At 59.8% G+C, this 16,738-nt stretch carries 12 protein-coding genes; 5 read left to right on the top strand and 7 right to left on the bottom strand.

Features of this window, described 5'->3' with window-relative positions; translation table 11 throughout:
- Positions 1-416: 416 nt before the first annotated feature.
- From Q9S52_RS04365 to Q9S52_RS04355, 3 genes are all read right to left on the bottom strand, one after another.
- Complete coding sequence (locus tag Q9S52_RS04365) at positions 417-644, bottom strand: hypothetical protein (RefSeq protein WP_304708290.1); 228 nt, start codon at positions 642-644, stop codon at positions 417-419.
- Positions 629-775, bottom strand: coding sequence for a hypothetical protein (locus Q9S52_RS04360; protein WP_304708289.1), 147 nt, complete (start codon positions 773-775; stop codon positions 629-631). The genes Q9S52_RS04365 and Q9S52_RS04360 overlap by 16 nt, the downstream gene beginning before the upstream one ends.
- Before the next feature lie 64 nt (positions 776-839).
- Entirely contained in the window at positions 840-974 is a 135-nt protein-coding gene (locus Q9S52_RS04355; RefSeq protein WP_304708288.1) for a hypothetical protein, read from the bottom strand.
- Between the two features lie 204 nt (positions 975-1,178).
- Between Q9S52_RS04355 and Q9S52_RS04350 the strand changes: the two genes are divergently transcribed.
- From Q9S52_RS04350 to Q9S52_RS04335, 4 genes are read left to right on the top strand one after another with little or no spacing between them, the layout of a single operon-like run.
- On the top strand, positions 1,179-1,868 hold the full coding sequence (locus Q9S52_RS04350) for a MotA/TolQ/ExbB proton channel family protein (protein WP_297623571.1): 690 nt from the start codon (positions 1,179-1,181) through the stop codon (positions 1,866-1,868).
- 59 nt (positions 1,869-1,927) lie between these two features.
- Entirely contained in the window at positions 1,928-2,320 is a 393-nt protein-coding gene (locus Q9S52_RS04345) for a biopolymer transporter ExbD (protein ID WP_294594343.1), read from the top strand.
- Positions 2,321-2,375: 55 nt separating this feature from the next.
- Positions 2,376-4,178 (top strand): arginine--tRNA ligase, encoded by a 1,803-nt coding sequence (gene argS / locus Q9S52_RS04340; protein ID WP_304708287.1) that lies wholly within the window; start codon positions 2,376-2,378, stop codon positions 4,176-4,178.
- Between the two features lie 51 nt (positions 4,179-4,229).
- On the top strand, positions 4,230-5,096 hold the full coding sequence (locus Q9S52_RS04335) for a bifunctional 5,10-methylenetetrahydrofolate dehydrogenase/5,10-methenyltetrahydrofolate cyclohydrolase (RefSeq protein ID WP_304708286.1): 867 nt from the start codon (positions 4,230-4,232) through the stop codon (positions 5,094-5,096).
- Between the two features lie 2,102 nt (positions 5,097-7,198).
- Here Q9S52_RS04335 and Q9S52_RS04330 read toward each other — a convergent pair.
- The 4 genes from Q9S52_RS04330 to Q9S52_RS04315 all read right to left on the bottom strand — a co-directional run bounded on the left by Q9S52_RS04330 (position 7,199) and on the right by Q9S52_RS04315 (position 11,767).
- On the bottom strand, positions 7,199-7,390 hold the full coding sequence (locus Q9S52_RS04330) for a hypothetical protein (RefSeq protein ID WP_304708285.1): 192 nt from the start codon (positions 7,388-7,390) through the stop codon (positions 7,199-7,201).
- 150 nt (positions 7,391-7,540) lie between these two features.
- A complete protein-coding gene (gene ffh, locus Q9S52_RS04325) occupies positions 7,541-8,893 on the bottom strand; it encodes a signal recognition particle protein (RefSeq protein ID WP_304708284.1) in 1,353 nt (450 codons plus the stop codon).
- A gap of 99 nt (positions 8,894-8,992) precedes the next feature.
- A complete protein-coding gene (locus Q9S52_RS04320; RefSeq protein WP_304708283.1) occupies positions 8,993-9,694 on the bottom strand; it encodes a Sir2 family NAD-dependent protein deacetylase in 702 nt (233 codons plus the stop codon).
- 1,926 nt (positions 9,695-11,620) lie between these two features.
- Entirely contained in the window at positions 11,621-11,767 is a 147-nt protein-coding gene (locus Q9S52_RS04315; protein ID WP_304708282.1) for a hypothetical protein, read from the bottom strand.
- Between the two features lie 581 nt (positions 11,768-12,348).
- Here Q9S52_RS04315 and secA point away from each other — a divergent pair.
- A complete protein-coding gene (gene secA / locus Q9S52_RS04310) occupies positions 12,349-15,675 on the top strand; it encodes a preprotein translocase subunit SecA (protein WP_304708281.1) in 3,327 nt (1,108 codons plus the stop codon).
- Positions 15,676-16,738 lie beyond the last annotated feature (1,063 nt).

The raw sequence follows: 16,738 nt of genomic DNA, 5'->3' as shown, positions 1-16,738 counted from the left end.
TTTTATGCCCCGCAGGCTTCGACCCGCTAAAGTACTTGCATTTTCTCAGGCTTGGTTGCGCTTCGTTGCGCCTCCGCTGGCGGCGAACAGTTTTAATTAAGGTGTGCCCGAGGACGAACATCGTAGAATGGGGCAGTTCAATGGGGCGTGCTTTTGCGGTTCTTCGAACTGCCGGCCCTGTCGCCCAGCGGCGAAGCCGCTCGGGGGGGTGGGCGACAGGCCGAACTTGGCCGATTTGGGCTGTGCTGTTGGCCGCAATTTGGGCCGAGCTTCTGCGGCTCGCAGAGCCGCGCGGGCCGAAGCCTCCCGCCGCGGAGGCCCGCAACTGACGTTGCTTTTGGGTCCCGCAGGCTTCAGCCCGTCCAAGAGAGTAGGGTAGCCCAGCCCCTTATTCACCGCCCCCACTCCTTCCCCGTTTATTCCGAGAGGCAACGCAACTGATGACCGTGGCCACGGTAGTCCACATAGCTGGGCCCGAGGTGCTGCGTGCCGAAGTTCAAGAACACGCCGCGAGTCCCGCTAAAGGAGGAAGACCAATTGTACCCGTAGTTGCCGCTGCCCACCGGTGCGCCCAATCGCCCATGATTGCCCGCGTCGCGGAAGCCCGGGGCGGGGTTCGTGTTTCCATTTATTCCGAGAGGCAACGTAACTGAAAACCGTAGGCACGTCCGCTCGGGCAACTGGAAACAAGCCACGTCACGCTCAAACCTAAGTTCATGCCATCGGTATCGTTGACCGTGGAAGCCCAGCTGTAACCGTTAGTGCTGACGTACATCAGGCCGCCCCATTGAGTAAGGTTGCCTGAGTCGCGGAAGCCCGGGCGGTGCCGCTTGTCCCGTTTATTCCGAGAGGCAACGCAACTGAAGACCGCAGGCGCGGGCATTCGCGTTTCCCGGATGTAGGTGCGATACGTCGAAATCCAAGGCTATTCCGTTGCGCTTGTCGGTGGAGGCTGAATAACTGTAGCCGAGCATGCAGATGCCCCATAAGGTTCCCGTCGTATGTCCGCGCCAGCCCGGAGCGGGAGAGCCGGACGGAGGCGTGAAATTCCGTCTAAAAATTCATATATTTGCAACAACTTACTCCAAAATCGGGGTGGGGAGAAGGGCGCTCGCAGAGAGAAGGGAAGGTGGGGCGGCGAACGCGAATAACTGTAAAATGTTTATATTCTGACGACTATGATGTTCTTGCAGGCTGCCCAGGCGGCGGCGAAACCCGAAACGATCGGACTGGGATCGCTGATCCTCGCCGGCGGATGGTTGATGATTCCGTTGGCGCTGTTGTCGGCGATATCCATCTTTATCTTCTTCGAACGATTCTGGATGGTGAGGCAGGCGTCCGACAAGATGGATGCCGGGTTTATGACCAAAATCAGGGACTTGATCTACGAACGGAAGATCGAGCAGGCGATTCAGTATTGCCGCACGAGGAGGAGTCCGGTCGCGAGGATGATCGAAAAAGGGATTATGAATCTCGGCAGGCCGAAGGCGGATATTCAGGCGGCGATCGAAAATGTGGCCAATCTGGAGGTCTCGAGGCTGGAGAGCGGTTTGCCGTTCCTCGCGACGACGGCCGGAGGGGCGCCGATGATCGGCTTCCTCGGGACGGTGCTCGGGATGGTGCAGGCGTTTATGGACATGGCGGCGGCGGGAGGGTCGGTCGATCTCTCGATCTTGGCCAGCGGGATGTACACGGCCATGATTACGACGGTCGGGGGGCTGGTGGTCGGGATTCCGGCCTACTTCGGGTATAACTTCCTCGTGGCCAGGATCGAAAAGGTGGTATTCCAGATGGAGGCCAATACGATCGCTTTCATGGATATCGTCACGGCTAAGGAGAATCCGACGGGCGGCGGGAGGATGCTCTAAGGGGGCGGGAGCGGATGCGGCTGGTTGTTTTACGTTACACAAGATAGTGCTCATTTACGATGGCCATTAAACGGAGTTCTAAAATAGATATGGGAGGGGGAAGCGCGTCGCAGACGGACTTGATCTTTCTGCTGCTGCTCTTCCTGATGATCTCCACGACGCTCATCAACCCGAATGCGCTCAAGCTGTTGCTGCCGAAGAGCAGCAATGCGAACAAGGAGAAACCGTATACGACGGTCTCGATTACGGCTGATCTTCAGTATTTTGTCGAGATGGAGCAGGTGTCGTTCGATCAGTTGGCGGGGCGGCTTCGCACTCGCCTGGAGGGGGTCGAGGAGCCGACGATATCGTTGCACTGCGACCGAACGGTGCCGGTGGACGAGGTGGTCAAGGTGATGAATATCGCGCGGGACAACAAATACAAACTGGTGCTGGCGACGGCGCCGGAGTAGGGCGTACTGAGAGAGGGGGACGCAGGGTTAAGGATACGAAGAAATATATACGACTATGAATGCTGAGAATACGGTTAAAACGTGTTGTGAACGGGCGGTGGCCGCGCTGTATGGCGGGGCGGTGGCCGAGGTGCAGATTTCGAAAACCAGGAAGGAGTTCGAGGGGGATTATACGCTGGTCACCTTTCCGCTCCTGAAAATCAGCCGAAAGGCGCCGGAGGCTACGGCGAACGAGATCGGACTCTGGCTGCGGGAGAATTGTCCGGAGACGATCGGGGAGTTCAATGTCATCAAGGGATTTCTCAATCTGTCGCTCACGCCGGCGTATTGGATCGGCGCGATGGCGGAGATGAGGGGGGAGTCTAATTATGGCTTCGTGTGCGACAACGGGCGGACGGTGATGGTCGAGTATAGCTCGCCGAACACCAACAAGCCGCTCCACTTGGGGCATATCCGGAACAATCTGTTGGGGTATTCGGTCTCGAAAATCCTGGAGGCGAACGGATGCAATGTCTTGAAAGCCAATCTGGTGAATGACCGAGGAATTCATATCTGCAAGTCAATGCTGGCGTGGCTCAAGTTCGGGGAGGGGGAGACGCCGGAGTCGAGCGGGATGAAGGGGGATCATTTGGTCGGAAAGTACTACGTGGCGTTCGATCAGGCCTATAAGGCGGAGGTGCGGCAGCTGATGGCGGAGCGTGGGCTGGACGAGGAGACGGCGAAGAGGGAGGCGCCCATTATGCGCGAGGCGCAGGAGATGCTCAGACGGTGGGAGGCGAAGGATCCGGAGGTCTACGGGCTCTGGGAGCGGATGAACGGATGGGTCTACAAGGGGTTCGACGAGACTTACCGGGCGTTGGGGGTGTCGTTCGACAAGGTCTATTACGAATCGAATACGTATCTCTTGGGGAAGGAGCTGGTGCAGAGGGGGTTGGAGAACGGGGTCTTCTTCCGGAAGGAGGACGGGTCGGTGTGGGCGGACTTGACGGGGGACGGGCTGGATCAGAAGCTCCTCTTGCGGGGGGATGGGACGAGTGTCTACATGACGCAGGACTTGGGGACGGCGGTGCAGCGGCACGGGGAGTACGGGCTGGACGAGATGGTCTATGTGGTGGGGAATGAACAGAATTACCATTTTCAGGTCTTGAAGTTGATCCTCAGGAAGTTGGGGTACGAGTGGGCGGACGGGATTTTCCACCTTTCGTACGGGATGGTGGAGCTGCCGGAGGGCAAGATGAAGTCTCGCGAGGGGACGGTGGTGGATGCGGACGACCTGATTGCGGAGATGGTGGCGACGGCGAGGGCGGTGGCGGTCGAGGCGGGAAAACTGGACGGCTTGGCGGACGAGGAGATTGCCGAAATCTCGCGGATGGTGGGCTTGGGGGCGCTCAAATACTTCATCCTCAAGGTCGATCCGAAGAAGACGATGTTGTTCGACCCGAAGGAGTCGATTGATTTCAACGGGAATACGGGGCCGTTCATTCAGTATACGTATGCCCGGATCCGGTCGTTGCAGCGGAGGGCGGAGGAGCAGAAAGGGGAGGGGAGGGTTGCTTCTGCGGCGGATTTCTTCGACGGGCGGGTGCCGGAGGCGAAGGAGATCGAGCTGATCAAACTGCTCACGGAGTTCGGAGGGGTGGTGCGCGAGGCGGGAGAGGCGTTCTCGCCGGCGATCGTGGCGGCTTATGCTTATGACCTGGCGAAGGAGTTCAACCAGTATTATCACGATTATCCGATCCTGCGGTCGGATGTGGCGTCGGAGGATCGGGCGTTCCGGTTGGTGTTAGCGGGCGAGGTGGCGCGGATCTTGGCGCGGGCGATGGGTTTGCTGGGGATCGAGATGCCGGAGCGGATGTAGGCTCTCTTTGTGGGAGGGTTTCGGAAGAATTATTTGAAAAATAGAGATAAAATGGAGCTAATTGATGGAAAAGCGGTGGCTGCGGCGCTGAAGCAGCGGATGGCGGAACGGGTGGCGGCGATGGAGCGGAAACCGTATCTGGTGGCGATACTGGTCGGGCACGACGGGGCGAGCGAAACGTATGTGGGGCATAAGGAGCGGGCGTGTCGCGAGATCGGTTTCCGGTCGACGGTGTTGCGCTTCGAGGAGGATATCACGGAGGAGGCGTTGTTGGGCGAGATCGGGCGGCTCAATGCGGATCCGGAGGTGGATGGGTTCATTGTCCAGATGCCGCTGCCGAAGCATATTTCGGAGCAAAAGGTGATCGAGGCGATCGATCCGCGGAAGGATGTGGACGGGTTTCATCCGGTGAATGTCGGGCGGATGATTCTGGGGTTGCCGGCTTATGTCTCGGCGACGCCGGAGGGGATTTGCGAGCTGTTGAGGTATTATAAAATACCGACGGCGGGACGGCATTGCGTGGTGGTGGGACGGAGCAATATCGTGGGGCGGCCGATGGCTAATTTGTTGTCGGATAAGGAGTTCAATTGTACGGTGACGTTGTGTCACAGCCGGACGGAGAACCTGAGGGAGATTTGTGCGGGGGCGGATATTCTGGTGGCGGCGTTGGGGAAGGCGGAGTTCGTGACGGCGGACATGGTGAAGCCGGGGGCGGTGGTGATCGATGTGGGGATTACGCGGGTGCCGAGCGACAAAACGAAAAACGGGTGGAAGTTGTTGGGGGATGTGAAGTTCGACGAGGTGGCGCCGAAGTGCAGTTACATTACGCCGGTGCCGGGCGGGGTGGGGCCGATGACGATCGTGAGCTTGATGAAAAACACGCTTTTGGCGGCGGAAGGGGTTATTTATGGGAAGTAAATTGTAAAGTCATGAATGTGAAGTGCCGGTCGATGGAAATCGACCGGCACTTTTGTTGTTGCAGGGGTTGCTTCTGCCGGAGTTTGCACGGTTTGGGGGGTGGGGATTCTCTTGAGGTTGGGGCTGAGGGTGTCGTGCGTTATTTGGCCGCGGCGGCTCATTGCGCGCCGCGGCCACGCGGGGCCTGCCCGGCGGACGCGTTCGCGTCATGGCGGGCGGCCTTTATTACTTCAAAGTAACCGCGCGCCATGCCAAAAAAGCGATTCAACTCTTTCGGCGGTAGCCGAATGTAGATGAATCGCGCAGGCGCGCGAATAAAGAATTGGGCTGAGCTGATTAAGCGATACGCAGTATCGCTCCGTCCCGCCGGTGCGCCCATCGGGCGTTTTGTTAGGGTTGTCTCTGCCTTACAACCGGCCGCCGCCCGCGCAGGGCAGTTTCATCCGGGACAAAGCTCGACCGCGCCCCGCCTAAAGGAGCGCGCGAAATCCGTCGCCCGCCCGCGTAAAAAGGGATTTCACTCATTTTGCGGTGAGCAAAATAGAGATGAAATCCCCAGCAGGCGACGGCAAATGCGGCGGAGCGACAGCGGAGCCGCAATGAGGCGGACACAGGGCAAAGAACTGGGGCGAGCTTTGGGCTGTGCTCGTTCTTCGGGCGGGAAAACCGTAACCGGTTTTCCCGCCGTGCCAGGCCGAGTTTGGGGCTTGGCTGGGGCGGTGAATTGGGCTGTGCTTGTGATCGTGCTTTGGTCTTTACTTTGGGTTGAGAGCGAATATCTAAGTCTCCATGTCAACGGTCGGCCCGCAGCCCCCGGATGCGGAGGGGACGCACAGCGTCTTTTACTGGCCGCCTCAGCCTTAATATTCGTTCTCCGCTGGCTGCGGCCGAAAATGAACTCGGCAGATTGGTGATGAATTGGGTGGTGCTTTTGCGGTTCTTCGAACCGCCGGGCTTGCGCGCTGGGCCTTCGGCCCACCCGGGGAGCGCGCAGCCCGAAACCAACAGAATGGGGTGAACTATTGGCCTGGCTTTGGGCTGAACCGTTGGTCGTGCTCTTGCGACCCTTTAGGGTCGCGCAGTCCGCCGCCACCCCACGCGGCGGACTGTTGTAGGCTAAGAGCGAATAGCGCGATTTGCAGAATCGCTGGCCTCTTATTGGGGTAGAGGCTGCCCGATCGGAGTGCCCGAAGGCACCGGTGCGGGGAGGCGCGCCGAAGACGAATCTCATAGCAAAGAGGCGTTGCTCTTGCGGCTCGCAGAGCCGCGCGGGCCGGACGCCTCCCGTGGGGAGGCTTCGGCCCGGGCGGTTCTGCGAACCGCAGGGATTTAACTCAAATAGGGTAGAGGCTGGCCGTTATTTGGGCTAGTTCCTGCCGGTTGTTTAGGGTAGCGGCTGCCGGTTTGGGGTATCTTTAGGGTAGACCCGGCCATCAAAAGACGCTTAGCGTCCGTTTATTCCGAGAGGCAGCGCAACTGAAGACCGGCGGCCCGATTACCCGTGTTGCCGGGATTGAGGTTCGTAGTGAGGAAATACAAGTACATGCCACAGTAACGCTCCTCCGAGTAGCCGGACGTGGCTGACCAGCTCTATCCGTGGCTGCCGGCGCACCATAACTGGCCATCTACTCTTTCGCGGTAGCCCGGGGCGCGCCCGCAGGGCGTTTTATTGGCCGTCTCGGTCCTGCTCATTGTCCGCGCGCCTTGGGAAATCTTGTCAAAACGCGCAAGCACATGTTGACGATTTCCCTCTTAAAACGGGTCGCGCGATTTGGCTGAGGGTACTGCGTTCGGGTCGCGCGTGCCCGCGGTGGGCAATGGGCTGGATTTGAGGGGTGAGGCTGCCCGTTGTTTGGGGTAGACACGGCCATCAAAGACGCCTTGCGTCCGTTTATTCCGAGAGGCAACGCAGCTGAAAACCGTAGGCGCGATTGTTTGCGAGGCAGGGAGTGAGCCATGCCGTATAGAAATACAAGTACATTCCATTGGTGTCGCTGATTGCAGAAGTCCAATTGTAACCGCCGTTACCGGTGTAGTTCAGGCTACCCGATCGCCCTTCGTTTCCTGCGTCGCGGTAGCCCGGGGCGGTGGTCTTTCCCCGTTTATTCCGAGAGGCAACGCAACGGAAAGCCGTGGACACGGCTGCTCGAGGCGCTGGGCTGAGCCGCATTCACGACGAAACGCAAATAGACGCCGCCCGTCCCGTTAGTCGCAGCCGACCAGACGGAACCCTCGTCGCCGACGCTCCACAACGCTCCCTCGCCGCGGTCGCGGTAGCCCGGGGCAGAGCGCACGGCGTTGCGTTTTCGGGCAAAAAATATCCCCCTCCGAGACCTGACGGAATCGAGAGGGGGATTTTTCGACGTCGGTGTGTACCGACTGAAAATATGTGCAAAATGAGTGGTGTCGGGCGGTGGGGTATCGCAAAACCTTGCTGCGAAACTTTACCGCCTGCCGCGGCGCATCATGGCGGCGGCACCGGCCATCCGAGCCATCGCACCTCCTCCGCCGGCGACCATCTTCATCATCTTACGGGTTTGGTCGAACTGCTTCAACAGGCGGTTGATGGCGGCGACATCTGTCCCGCTCCCGCGGGCGATCCGAGATTTTCGGACGCCGTTCAACAAGGAGGGGTTCTCGCGTTCGGCCGGGGTCATCGACTGGATGATGGCTTCGGTCTGTTTGAAGACGCTGTTGTCCATGTCTATGTCTTTCAAGGCCTTCCCCACGCCGGGAATCATCGAGGCCAGATCTTTGATGTTGCCCATCTTCTTGATCTGCTGGATCTGGTTCAGGAAGTCCTGCATGGTAAACTGGTCGCGGGCGAGCTTTTTCTGGAGCTTCCGGGCCTCTTCTTCATCGAACTGTTCCTGGGCGCGTTCGACGAGCGAGACGATGTCGCCCATTCCGAGGATCCGGTCGGCCATCCGTTCGGGGTGGAAGATGTCGAGGGCGTCCATCTTTTCGCCGGTGCTGACGAATTTCAGGGGCTTGTCGACGACGGAACGGATCGAGATGGCTGCCCCGCCGCGGGTGTCGCCGTCGAGCTTGGTGAGCACGACACCGTCGAAGTCCAGACGGTCGTTAAACTCTTTCGCCGTATTGACTGCGTCCTGGCCGGTCATGGAGTCGACGACGAACAGGGTCTCGGAGGGCTTCACGGCGGCTTTGATGGCGGTGATCTCGCGCATCATCTGTTCGTCGATGGCGAAGCGCCCGGCGGTGTCTATAATAATGGTGTTGAAGGTGCCGCCCTGGCTCTTGGCGTAGCGGATGCCGTTCTGGACGAGGGCGACGGCGTCGGTCTTGTTGTCGGGTTCGGAGTAGACTTCGACGCCGATCTGCTGGCCGAGGACTTTCAGCTGGTCGATGGCGGCGGGGCGGTAGATGTCGCCGCCGATCAGCAGAACGCCGCGCCCTTTCTTCTTCAGGTGGAGGGCGAGTTTGCCGCTGAAGGTGGTCTTACCGGAGCCTTGGAGCCCGCTCACGAGGATGACGGAGGGGGTGTCGCGCAGGTTGATCCCGACGGCGGTGCCGCCCATCAGGGCGGCGAGTTCGTCGTGGACGATCTTGACGATCATCTGGCTGGGGTTCACGGATTTGATGACTTCCTGGCCGATGGCTTTCTGCTTGACTTGGTCGGTGAAGGTCTTGGCGACTTTGTAATTGACGTCGGCTTCGATCAGGGCGCGCCGAATCTCTTTGAGGGATTCGGCGATATTGATCTCGGTGATGCGGCCCTGGCCTTTCAGGATCTTGAAGGAGCGCTCTAAACGGTCGCTAAGGTTCTCGAACATGGCTGTCTGTCTGTGCTTTTCGTGGATTACGGCCCGCGCGGGGCGGGCACTGGGACAAAGGTACAAATTTCTCTCGGAACGGCGGACTAAGGGGGGTCTTTACGGGTGGCGGCGGATGAGGTCGGCAACGAGGGGTGGAAGGCCGGCGGCGGCTCTTTCGGGTATGACGGTCAGGGGGTTGTGGATGGCGACGGGGGCGGGACGGGGGTCGACGAGCCAGACGGGGCTGGCGGGTGGAAGCTGGTAGATGAGGCCGGCGGCGGGGTAGACGGCGAGGGAGGTGCCGATCACGAGGAGCAGATCGGCGTCGCGGACTTCGCTCAGGGCGCGTTCGTATTCGGGGACGGGTTCGCCGAAGAAGACGATGTGGGGGCGCAGTTGTGCGCCGTCGGGGGCGAGGTCGCCGAGGCGGGTGGGGCCGGGAGCGGGAAGGATCAGGTCGGGGTTGCGTTCGCTGCGGGCTTTGCGCAGTTCGCCGTGGAGGTGGATGATGCGGGTGCTGCCGGCGCGTTCGTGGAGGTCGTCGACGTTCTGGGTGATGACGGTGACGTGGTCGAAGGCGGTTTCGAGTTCGGCGAGGGCGAGGTGACCGGGGTTGGGGGTTACGTGGTCGAGTTGGGCGCGGCGGGCGTTGTAGAAGTCGAGCACGAGGCGGGGGTTGCGCTGCCAGGCTTCGGCGGTGCAGACGTCTTCGATGCGGTGGTTTTCCCACAGGCCGTCGGTGTCGCGGAAGGTGGAGACGCCGCTGTCGGCGCTCATGCCGGCGCCGGTGAAAATGACTATTTTCTTCTGGGATTTCATGGTAGGGGGGTGTTTTTGCTTCGAAAGATACGACTTTTCGGTTTTGGGAGTGCAGGATTGTGCGCGCGCGGGAATGGGTTGAGCAGATTAAGCGATACGTAGTATCGCTCCGTCCCGCCGGGGTCACCCGGACGCCGTCCGCGTAGGGCAGTTTCAGGCGGGACAAAGCTCGACCGCGCGCCAACGCCTTAACAGGAAAATCATTCAAAAGCGATGTTCGCTTTTGAATCAGATTTTCCAAGGCGCGCGAACAAATCGACTCTGCCGAAAACTTCGTCGCCCGCCCGCCTAAAGAGGGATTTCGCTCATTTTGCATCAGCAAAATCGAGATGAAATCCCAGCGGGCGACGGAAAGGTGGCGGAGCGAAAGCGGAGCCGCAGTGAGGCACACACGGGGCGGAAACAGGGCTGGGCTTTGGGCTGTGCTTGTTCTTCAGGCGCGAAAACCGTAGCCGGTTTTCGCGCCGCGCAGGGCCGAGTAGGGGACTGTGGATTGGGCGGTGCTTTTTGACATGCTTTGGGCTGAGAGCGAATATCTAAGTCTCCATGTCAACGGTCGGCCCGCAGCCCTCGGATGCGGGCCGAAATACTCCGCTCACGCTTCGTCTTCGTTCTCCGCTGGCTGCGGCCGAAAACGAACTCGGCAGATTGGTGATGAATTGGGTGGTGCTTTTGCGGTTCGTAGAACCGCCGGGCTTGCGCGCTGGGCCTTCGGCCCACCCGGGGAGCGCGCAGCCCGAACCCGACGGAATTGGGGCGGAGAACTGGGCCGAGCTTTTGCGACCCTTTAGGGTCGCGCGGGCCGAAAGCCTCCCCCAGCGGAGGCCCGCAACTCGCCATGCTCGTTTTAGGCCCCGCAGGCTTCAACCCGCTAAGGCAATTGCATTTTCGCAAGCTCGGTTGCGTTCCTGCTGGTGGCGATCCGCTTTAACCGAGGACGAATGGGCGGAGAGTTGGGCTAAACTTTTGGGCTGTGCTCTTGCGACCCTTTAGGGTCGCCGGCCTTGTCGCCCAGGCGCGGAGCGCCTCGGGGGGATGGGCGACAGGCCGAACTGTTGTTGCGCCTAGCACGAATGGGGCTAGCTCCTGCGACCCAACGGGTCGCGCGGGCCGAAGCCTTCCGCAGCGGAGGCTCGCAACTGGCGTTGCTTTAGGCCCCGCAGGCTTCGACCCGCTAAGGCAATTGCATTTTCTCAGGCTTGGTTGTGTCTCGTTGCGCTACCGCTGGCGGCAAACAGCTGTAGGTCAAGAGCGATTAGCGCGATTCGCAGAATCGCTGTCCTCGGCGAGAGCGACGCTTTAGCGGCGCGAGGGGGGCGCGCCGAGGACGAATAGACTATGCTTTTGCGGTTCTTCGAACCGCCGTGCCTGCGCGCTGTGCCGTTCGCTACCACCCCCTGCGGCGGACTGCAATTCGACGGGGCTCATTGCAGTCACCGCTGGCGGCGAACCGTTGTTGCGCCGAGGACGAACCCGATAGCCAGCGTCAGACGATGATAGAGGGATAGCTTTGGTGGGTCGGACGCCCGGGAGTGACCGCAGTGAGCCTGCGAACGTTGCGGGCCTCCCGAGGGGGAGGCGTCCGGCCCGCGCGGCTCTGCGAGCCGCAGGGATTTAGAACAAGGGGAGACGCTGTTTTTATTTTAGAGTAGTTCTAACCCCTTGCCCACCGCGGGCACGCGGCGTTTATTCCGAGAGGCAACGCAACTGAAGACCGTGGGCCCGGTCGTATCCGCCGCTGGAGTTGAGACCCTGCGTATTGAAGTCCAAGAACATACCGTTAGTTTCGTTGGCTGAGCACGAATAACTATAACCGTAATTTCCGTTGTAATGCAAGGTTCCCATATGGCTATAGCGGTTGCCCGGGGCGGGCCGCCGACAGGGCGTTTTACTGGTCGCCTCGACCCCAAATGCCTCGACCCTCGTTTATTCCGAGAGGCACCGCAACTGACGACCGTAGGCACGGCAGTAAGCGTGGCTGGGACTGAGGCCGGTCATGTGGAAATCCAAATTCATGCCAAAGGTGCCGCGAACTGTAGATGCCCAACTGTATCCGCCCTCGCCGATGCTCATTGGAGCCCCCAATCGTCCACTGAGTCCTGCGTCGCGGAAGCCCGGGGCGCGCCCGCAGGGCGTTTTATTGGCCGTCTCGGCTTCAAGTTGGGGTCGAGGTTGCCGCTTGGGGTAGTTCTAGCCCATTGCCCCCCGCGGGCCCGCGGCGTTTATTCCGAGAGGCAATGCAACTGAAAACCGCTGGCGCGACTGTCTGCAAAACGGCCATTGAGATATTGGGTATAGGCATTCAGGGTCGTGCCACGATAGTGGTCGCCATTCTTGCAAGACGTTCCGGATAAATAGATGCCATAATTGCCTACGCCAGATGTCTCGCCGTATCCGATATTGCTGCGGTAGCCCGGGGTCGGAAAGGCGAATCGGACATTACAACCTCTTCCATCGCTCCGTGTTTTCCCAGGCCTCCGACTCGAAATCTTCCACCCACAACAAAAAATGAAAAAACAGGTTTTCGACCCGGACGCGGCGGGTTCGGGGAATTATTCGTATCTTTGGTAGTTCGATTCGGGTGCGGGGGGCGTGTGGCGTGGGGAAAGAGTGCTCGGAATCAGACGGTTAAATGTTAAGCATCACTTAAATCTATGGGTGTTACAGCCAGCTTGCTGAAACTTTTCTTCGGCAGCAAAGCAGACAAAGACAGAAAGGCGATTCAGCCGTATGTGGACAGGATTCTGGCGGTCTATCCGCAGATTCAGCAGCTCTCGGACGATGAGCTCAGGGAACGGGTCGCGGAGCTCAAGGCGATGATCCGGGAGCGCATCCGGACGGACGAGGAGCGGATTGCCGAACTGAAAGCCCGGATGGAGGAGGCAGACGTCGAGATCAGCGAGAAAGAGGAGATCGGAACCGAGATCGACCGGCTCAAAAAACATGTGAACCAGACCATCGAGGTCGTTCTCGACGAGATATTGCCGGAGGTTTTCGCCATCGTCAAAGATACCGCGCGGCGGTTTGCGCAGGCGGGACTGGACGGGAAAGAGGGGACGATTACGGTCGCGGCGACCGAGGCCGACAGGGAACTCGCTGCCAAGGGGTGTGACTTTGTGACGATCGAGGGAGATAAGGCGATCTATCGCAACCATTGGCTCGCGGGAGGGGCGGAGGTGACGTGGGATATGGTGCACTACGATGTCCAGCTGTTCGGCGGGGTGGCGCTCCACAAGGGGAATGTGGCCGAGATGGCGACAGGCGAGGGGAAAACGTTGGTGGCGACTTTGCCGGTATTCCTCAATGCCATGGCGGGAAAAGGGGTGCATGTGGTGACGGTCAACGACTATCTGGCGCGGCGCGACTCGGAGTGGATGGGGCCGTTGTATCAGTTCCACGGGCTGACGGTCGACTGTATCGACAAGCACCAGCCGAACTCGGATGCGCGGCGGGCGGCGTATAACTGCGATATCACGTTCGGTACCAATAACGAGTTCGGGTTCGACTACCTGAGGGACAACATGGCGATCGAACCGGGGGATTTGGTGCAGCGGGAACACCACTATGCGATTGTCGACGAGGTGGACTCGGTGCTCATCGACGATGCGCGGACGCCGCTCATCATCTCGGGGCCGGTGCCGAGGGGAGAGGATCAGCTGTTCGAGGAGTACAGGGGGCAGGTCGAGGCCCTCTACGGGTTGCAGCGGAATCTCTGTACGACGCTCCTGGCGGAGGCCAAGAAGGCGGCGGCTGAGGGGGACGAGCAGAAGGCGGGGAAGTTATTGTTGTGCGTACATAAAGGGCTGCCCAAGTACAAGCCGCTTATCAAGTTCCTCTCGGAGCCGGGGATGAAGGCCCTGATGCAGAAGACGGAAAACTTCTACATGCAGGACAACAGCAAGCGGATGCACGAGGTGACGGACGACCTCTACTTTATTATCGACGAAAAGCTCCACAGTGTCGAGCTGACGGACAAGGGGCATGACGCGTTGTCGGGGAATATCAACGACAAGCGTTTCTTCATCCTGCCGGACATCGGGAGCGAGATCGCGACGCTGGAGCGCGGGGATATGACGGTCGAGGAGCGGATGGAGGCCAAGGACAAGCTGTTGTCGGAATATGCGCTCAAGTCGGAACGGGTGCACACGGTGCATCAGTTGTTGAAGGCCTATGCGCTCTTCGAAAAGGATACGGAGTATGTGGTGATGGACAACAAGGTGAAGATTGTCGATGAGCAGACGGGACGTATTCTGGACGGACGGAGGTATTCGGACGGTTTGCACCAGGCGATCGAGGCGAAGGAGCGGGTCAAGGTGGAGGCGGCGACGCAGACGTTTGCGACCATTACGCTCCAGAACTATTTCAGGATGTACCACAAGCTCAGTGGGATGACGGGGACGGCGGAGACGGAGGCTTCGGAATTGTGGAATATCTACAAGCTGGATGTGATTGTGATTCCGACCAACAGGCCGGTGGTGAGGAAGGATTATCAGGATTTGATTTACAAGACGAAGCGCGAAAAGTATGCGGCGGTGATCGAGGAGATTGTCCGTTTGGTTGGGAAGGGGCGTCCGGTGTTGGTGGGGACGACTTCGGTTGAGATTTCGGAGCTGTTGTCCAAGATGCTCAAATTGCGCGGGATCAAGCACAATGTGCTGAATGCCAAGCAGCATCAGCTGGAGGCGCAGATCGTGGCGGAGGCGGGACGTGCGGGACAGGTGACGATCGCTACGAATATGGCGGGGCGTGGGACGGACATCAAACTCACGGCTGAGGTGAAGGATGCGGGGGGGCTGGCGATTATCGGGACGGAACGGCACGAGTCGAGGCGGGTGGACAGGCAGTTGAGGGGGCGTGCGGGACGGCAGGGGGACCCGGGGAGTTCGCAGTTCTTCGTCTCGCTGGAGGACGACCTGATGCGGCTGTTCGGCTCGGAACGCATTGCGAGGCTGATGGATACGATGGGGCTGAAAGAAGGGGAGGTGATTCAGGCGGGGATGATGAGCCGCGCGATCGAACGGGCCCAGAAAAAGGTCGAGGAGAACAACTTCGGTATCCGGAAGCGGCTGTTGGAGTACGACGACGTGATGAATTCGCAGCGCGAGGTGATCTATACGCGGCGGCACAATGCGGTCTTCGGCGAACGGATCGAGGTGGATATCAACAACATGATGACGGACTTCGCGGAGACGTTCGTGGAAAATTACCGGGGGCTGCCGTTCGATGAGTTCAAGGTGGAGCTGATCCGCCAAATCTCGATCGAACCGTCGCTGACGGAGGAGGAGTACAACGACCTCAAGGATCAGCAGGTGGCGGAGATGATTCTGGGCGATATGCGGAGTGCGCTCAAACGGCGGGCGACGCAGATTGCGCAGCAGGCGTTCCCGGTGCTGGAGGCGATCTACAAGGAGCAGGGGGACAAGTTCGAGAATATTTCGGTGCCGTTGACGGACGGGAAACGCGGGCTGAATGTGCCGGTGAACTTCAAACGGGCGATCGAGTCGCGGGGGATGGAGATTCACAAGGCGTTCAGCCGGGTGATGATGCTCATCACGATCGACGACGACTGGAAGGAGCACTTGCGGGATATGGACGATCTGAAGCAGTCGGTGCAGAATGCGGCGTATGAACAGAAGGATCCGCTGTTGATCTACAAGTTCGAGTCGTTCGAGTTGTTCCGCCGGATGATCGAGAAGATCAACCGGGAGGTGATTTCGATGTTGCTGAAGGTCTACCTGCCGGTGGGGCCGGCTTCTGCTCAGGACGGGGAGGGGCGTGCCGTGCCTCAGGCGCAGCCGCAACAACAGGCGGTGCCGCAGCGTAATCGCCCGGATATGAGCCGGATGCAGACGTCGCGCAATGAGGGGCCGGTGCCGCCGGGGGCGGTTGCTCCGGCCAAGGCGGACAAACGGGTGGGGCGGAATGATCCGTGTCCGTGCGGAAGTGGGAAGAAGTACAAGAACTGCCACGGGGCGGCGTAGCTTTTGCGTTTGTTCCCGTATATATAAGGGAGGCCCTCCGGTCGCTGTGCGGCCGGAGGGCTTTTCTTTTACGGGCTCGTGCAGGGGCGTTTCTGGCGGGTCGAAGCTCGACTAAAAATGGGTTGGGCCGCGGCTGCTTTGGGGGGAGGCTGCCGGACTGCTTGGGGTAGACACAGCCAGCCCAACGCCTTTTGTGTGTTTTGTTAGTTTACTAAGTGGCGCCCGCGCGGCTAAAGAATTGGGTAGAGGCTGCCGATTGCCCACCGCGGGCACGCGGGGCCTGCTTGGCCGACGCATTCGCGTCGTGACGCGCGGCCGTTACTATTCTTTCTTAGCCTAACCGCGCGCGCCACGCCTAAAGAGGGAAATCGTCAAAACTCGCTTGCGTGTTTTGACAAGATTTCCCAAGGCGCGCGAACAGAGAACTGGGGTAGAGGCTGCCATAGCGATACATAGTATCGCTCCGTCCCGCCGGGGTCACCCGGACGCCGCCCGCGCAGGGCAGTTTCAGGCGGGACAAAGCTCAACCGCGCGCGCCACCGCCTTAAGAGGGAAATCGTCAAAATGCGCTGGCGTGTTTTGACAAGATTTCCCCAAGGCGCGCGGACAAAGAACTGCGCGCGAAAAAACCAATCTCGCCTCTAAATCCGTCGCCCGCCCGCCTAAAAAGGGATTTCACTCGTTTTGCAACAGCAAAATCGAGATGAAATCCCAGCGGGCGACGTTTAGAAGTAGACCGGGCCATCTTTCGAGTGCCGAGCGGCACCGGCGGAGCGAAAGCGGAGCCGCAGTGGGGCGGACACGGGGCGGAGAACTGGGCTGTGCTTTGGGCTTTGCTTGTTCTTCGGGCGCGAAAACCGAAAACGGTTTTCGCGCCGCGCTGGGCTGAGTTTTGGGCTGGAATTTGGGCGGTGAGTTGGGCCGTGCTCTTGGTTATGCTTTGGGCTGTGTTGTTCTTTGGGCGCGAAAACCGCAGTCGGTTTTCGCGCCGCGCCGGGCCGAGCACGGGGCTTGGATTTGGGCCGAGCTGTTGGACGTGCTTTTGCGGTTCTTCGAACCGCCG

Origin of the sequence: uncultured Rikenella sp., assembly GCF_948810725.1 — a bacterium.
Lineage (GTDB): Bacteria > Bacteroidota > Bacteroidia > Bacteroidales > Rikenellaceae > Rikenella.
Note: the sequence above shows the minus strand (reverse complement) of the source record. Positions and strands in the feature narration are given on the sequence as shown.

Coding starts and splice junctions, on each gene's coding strand:
- Q9S52_RS04360 (WP_304708289.1), bottom strand. CDS start 775: ATGTACGTCAGCACTAACGGTTACAGCTGGGCTTCCACGGTCAACGAT.
- Q9S52_RS04355 (WP_304708288.1), bottom strand. CDS start 974: ATGCTCGGCTACAGTTATTCAGCCTCCACCGACAAGCGCAACGGAATA.
- Q9S52_RS04350 (WP_297623571.1), top strand. CDS start 1,179: ATGATGTTCTTGCAGGCTGCCCAGGCGGCGGCGAAACCCGAAACGATC.
- Q9S52_RS04345 (WP_294594343.1), top strand. CDS start 1,928: ATGGCCATTAAACGGAGTTCTAAAATAGATATGGGAGGGGGAAGCGCG.
- argS (WP_304708287.1), top strand. CDS start 2,376: ATGAATGCTGAGAATACGGTTAAAACGTGTTGTGAACGGGCGGTGGCC.
- Q9S52_RS04335 (WP_304708286.1), top strand. CDS start 4,230: ATGGAGCTAATTGATGGAAAAGCGGTGGCTGCGGCGCTGAAGCAGCGG.
- ffh (WP_304708284.1), bottom strand. CDS start 8,893: ATGTTCGAGAACCTTAGCGACCGTTTAGAGCGCTCCTTCAAGATCCTG.
- Q9S52_RS04320 (WP_304708283.1), bottom strand. CDS start 9,694: ATGAAATCCCAGAAGAAAATAGTCATTTTCACCGGCGCCGGCATGAGC.
- Q9S52_RS04315 (WP_304708282.1), bottom strand. CDS start 11,767: ATGAGCATCGGCGAGGGCGGATACAGTTGGGCATCTACAGTTCGCGGC.
- secA (WP_304708281.1), top strand. CDS start 12,349: ATGGGTGTTACAGCCAGCTTGCTGAAACTTTTCTTCGGCAGCAAAGCA.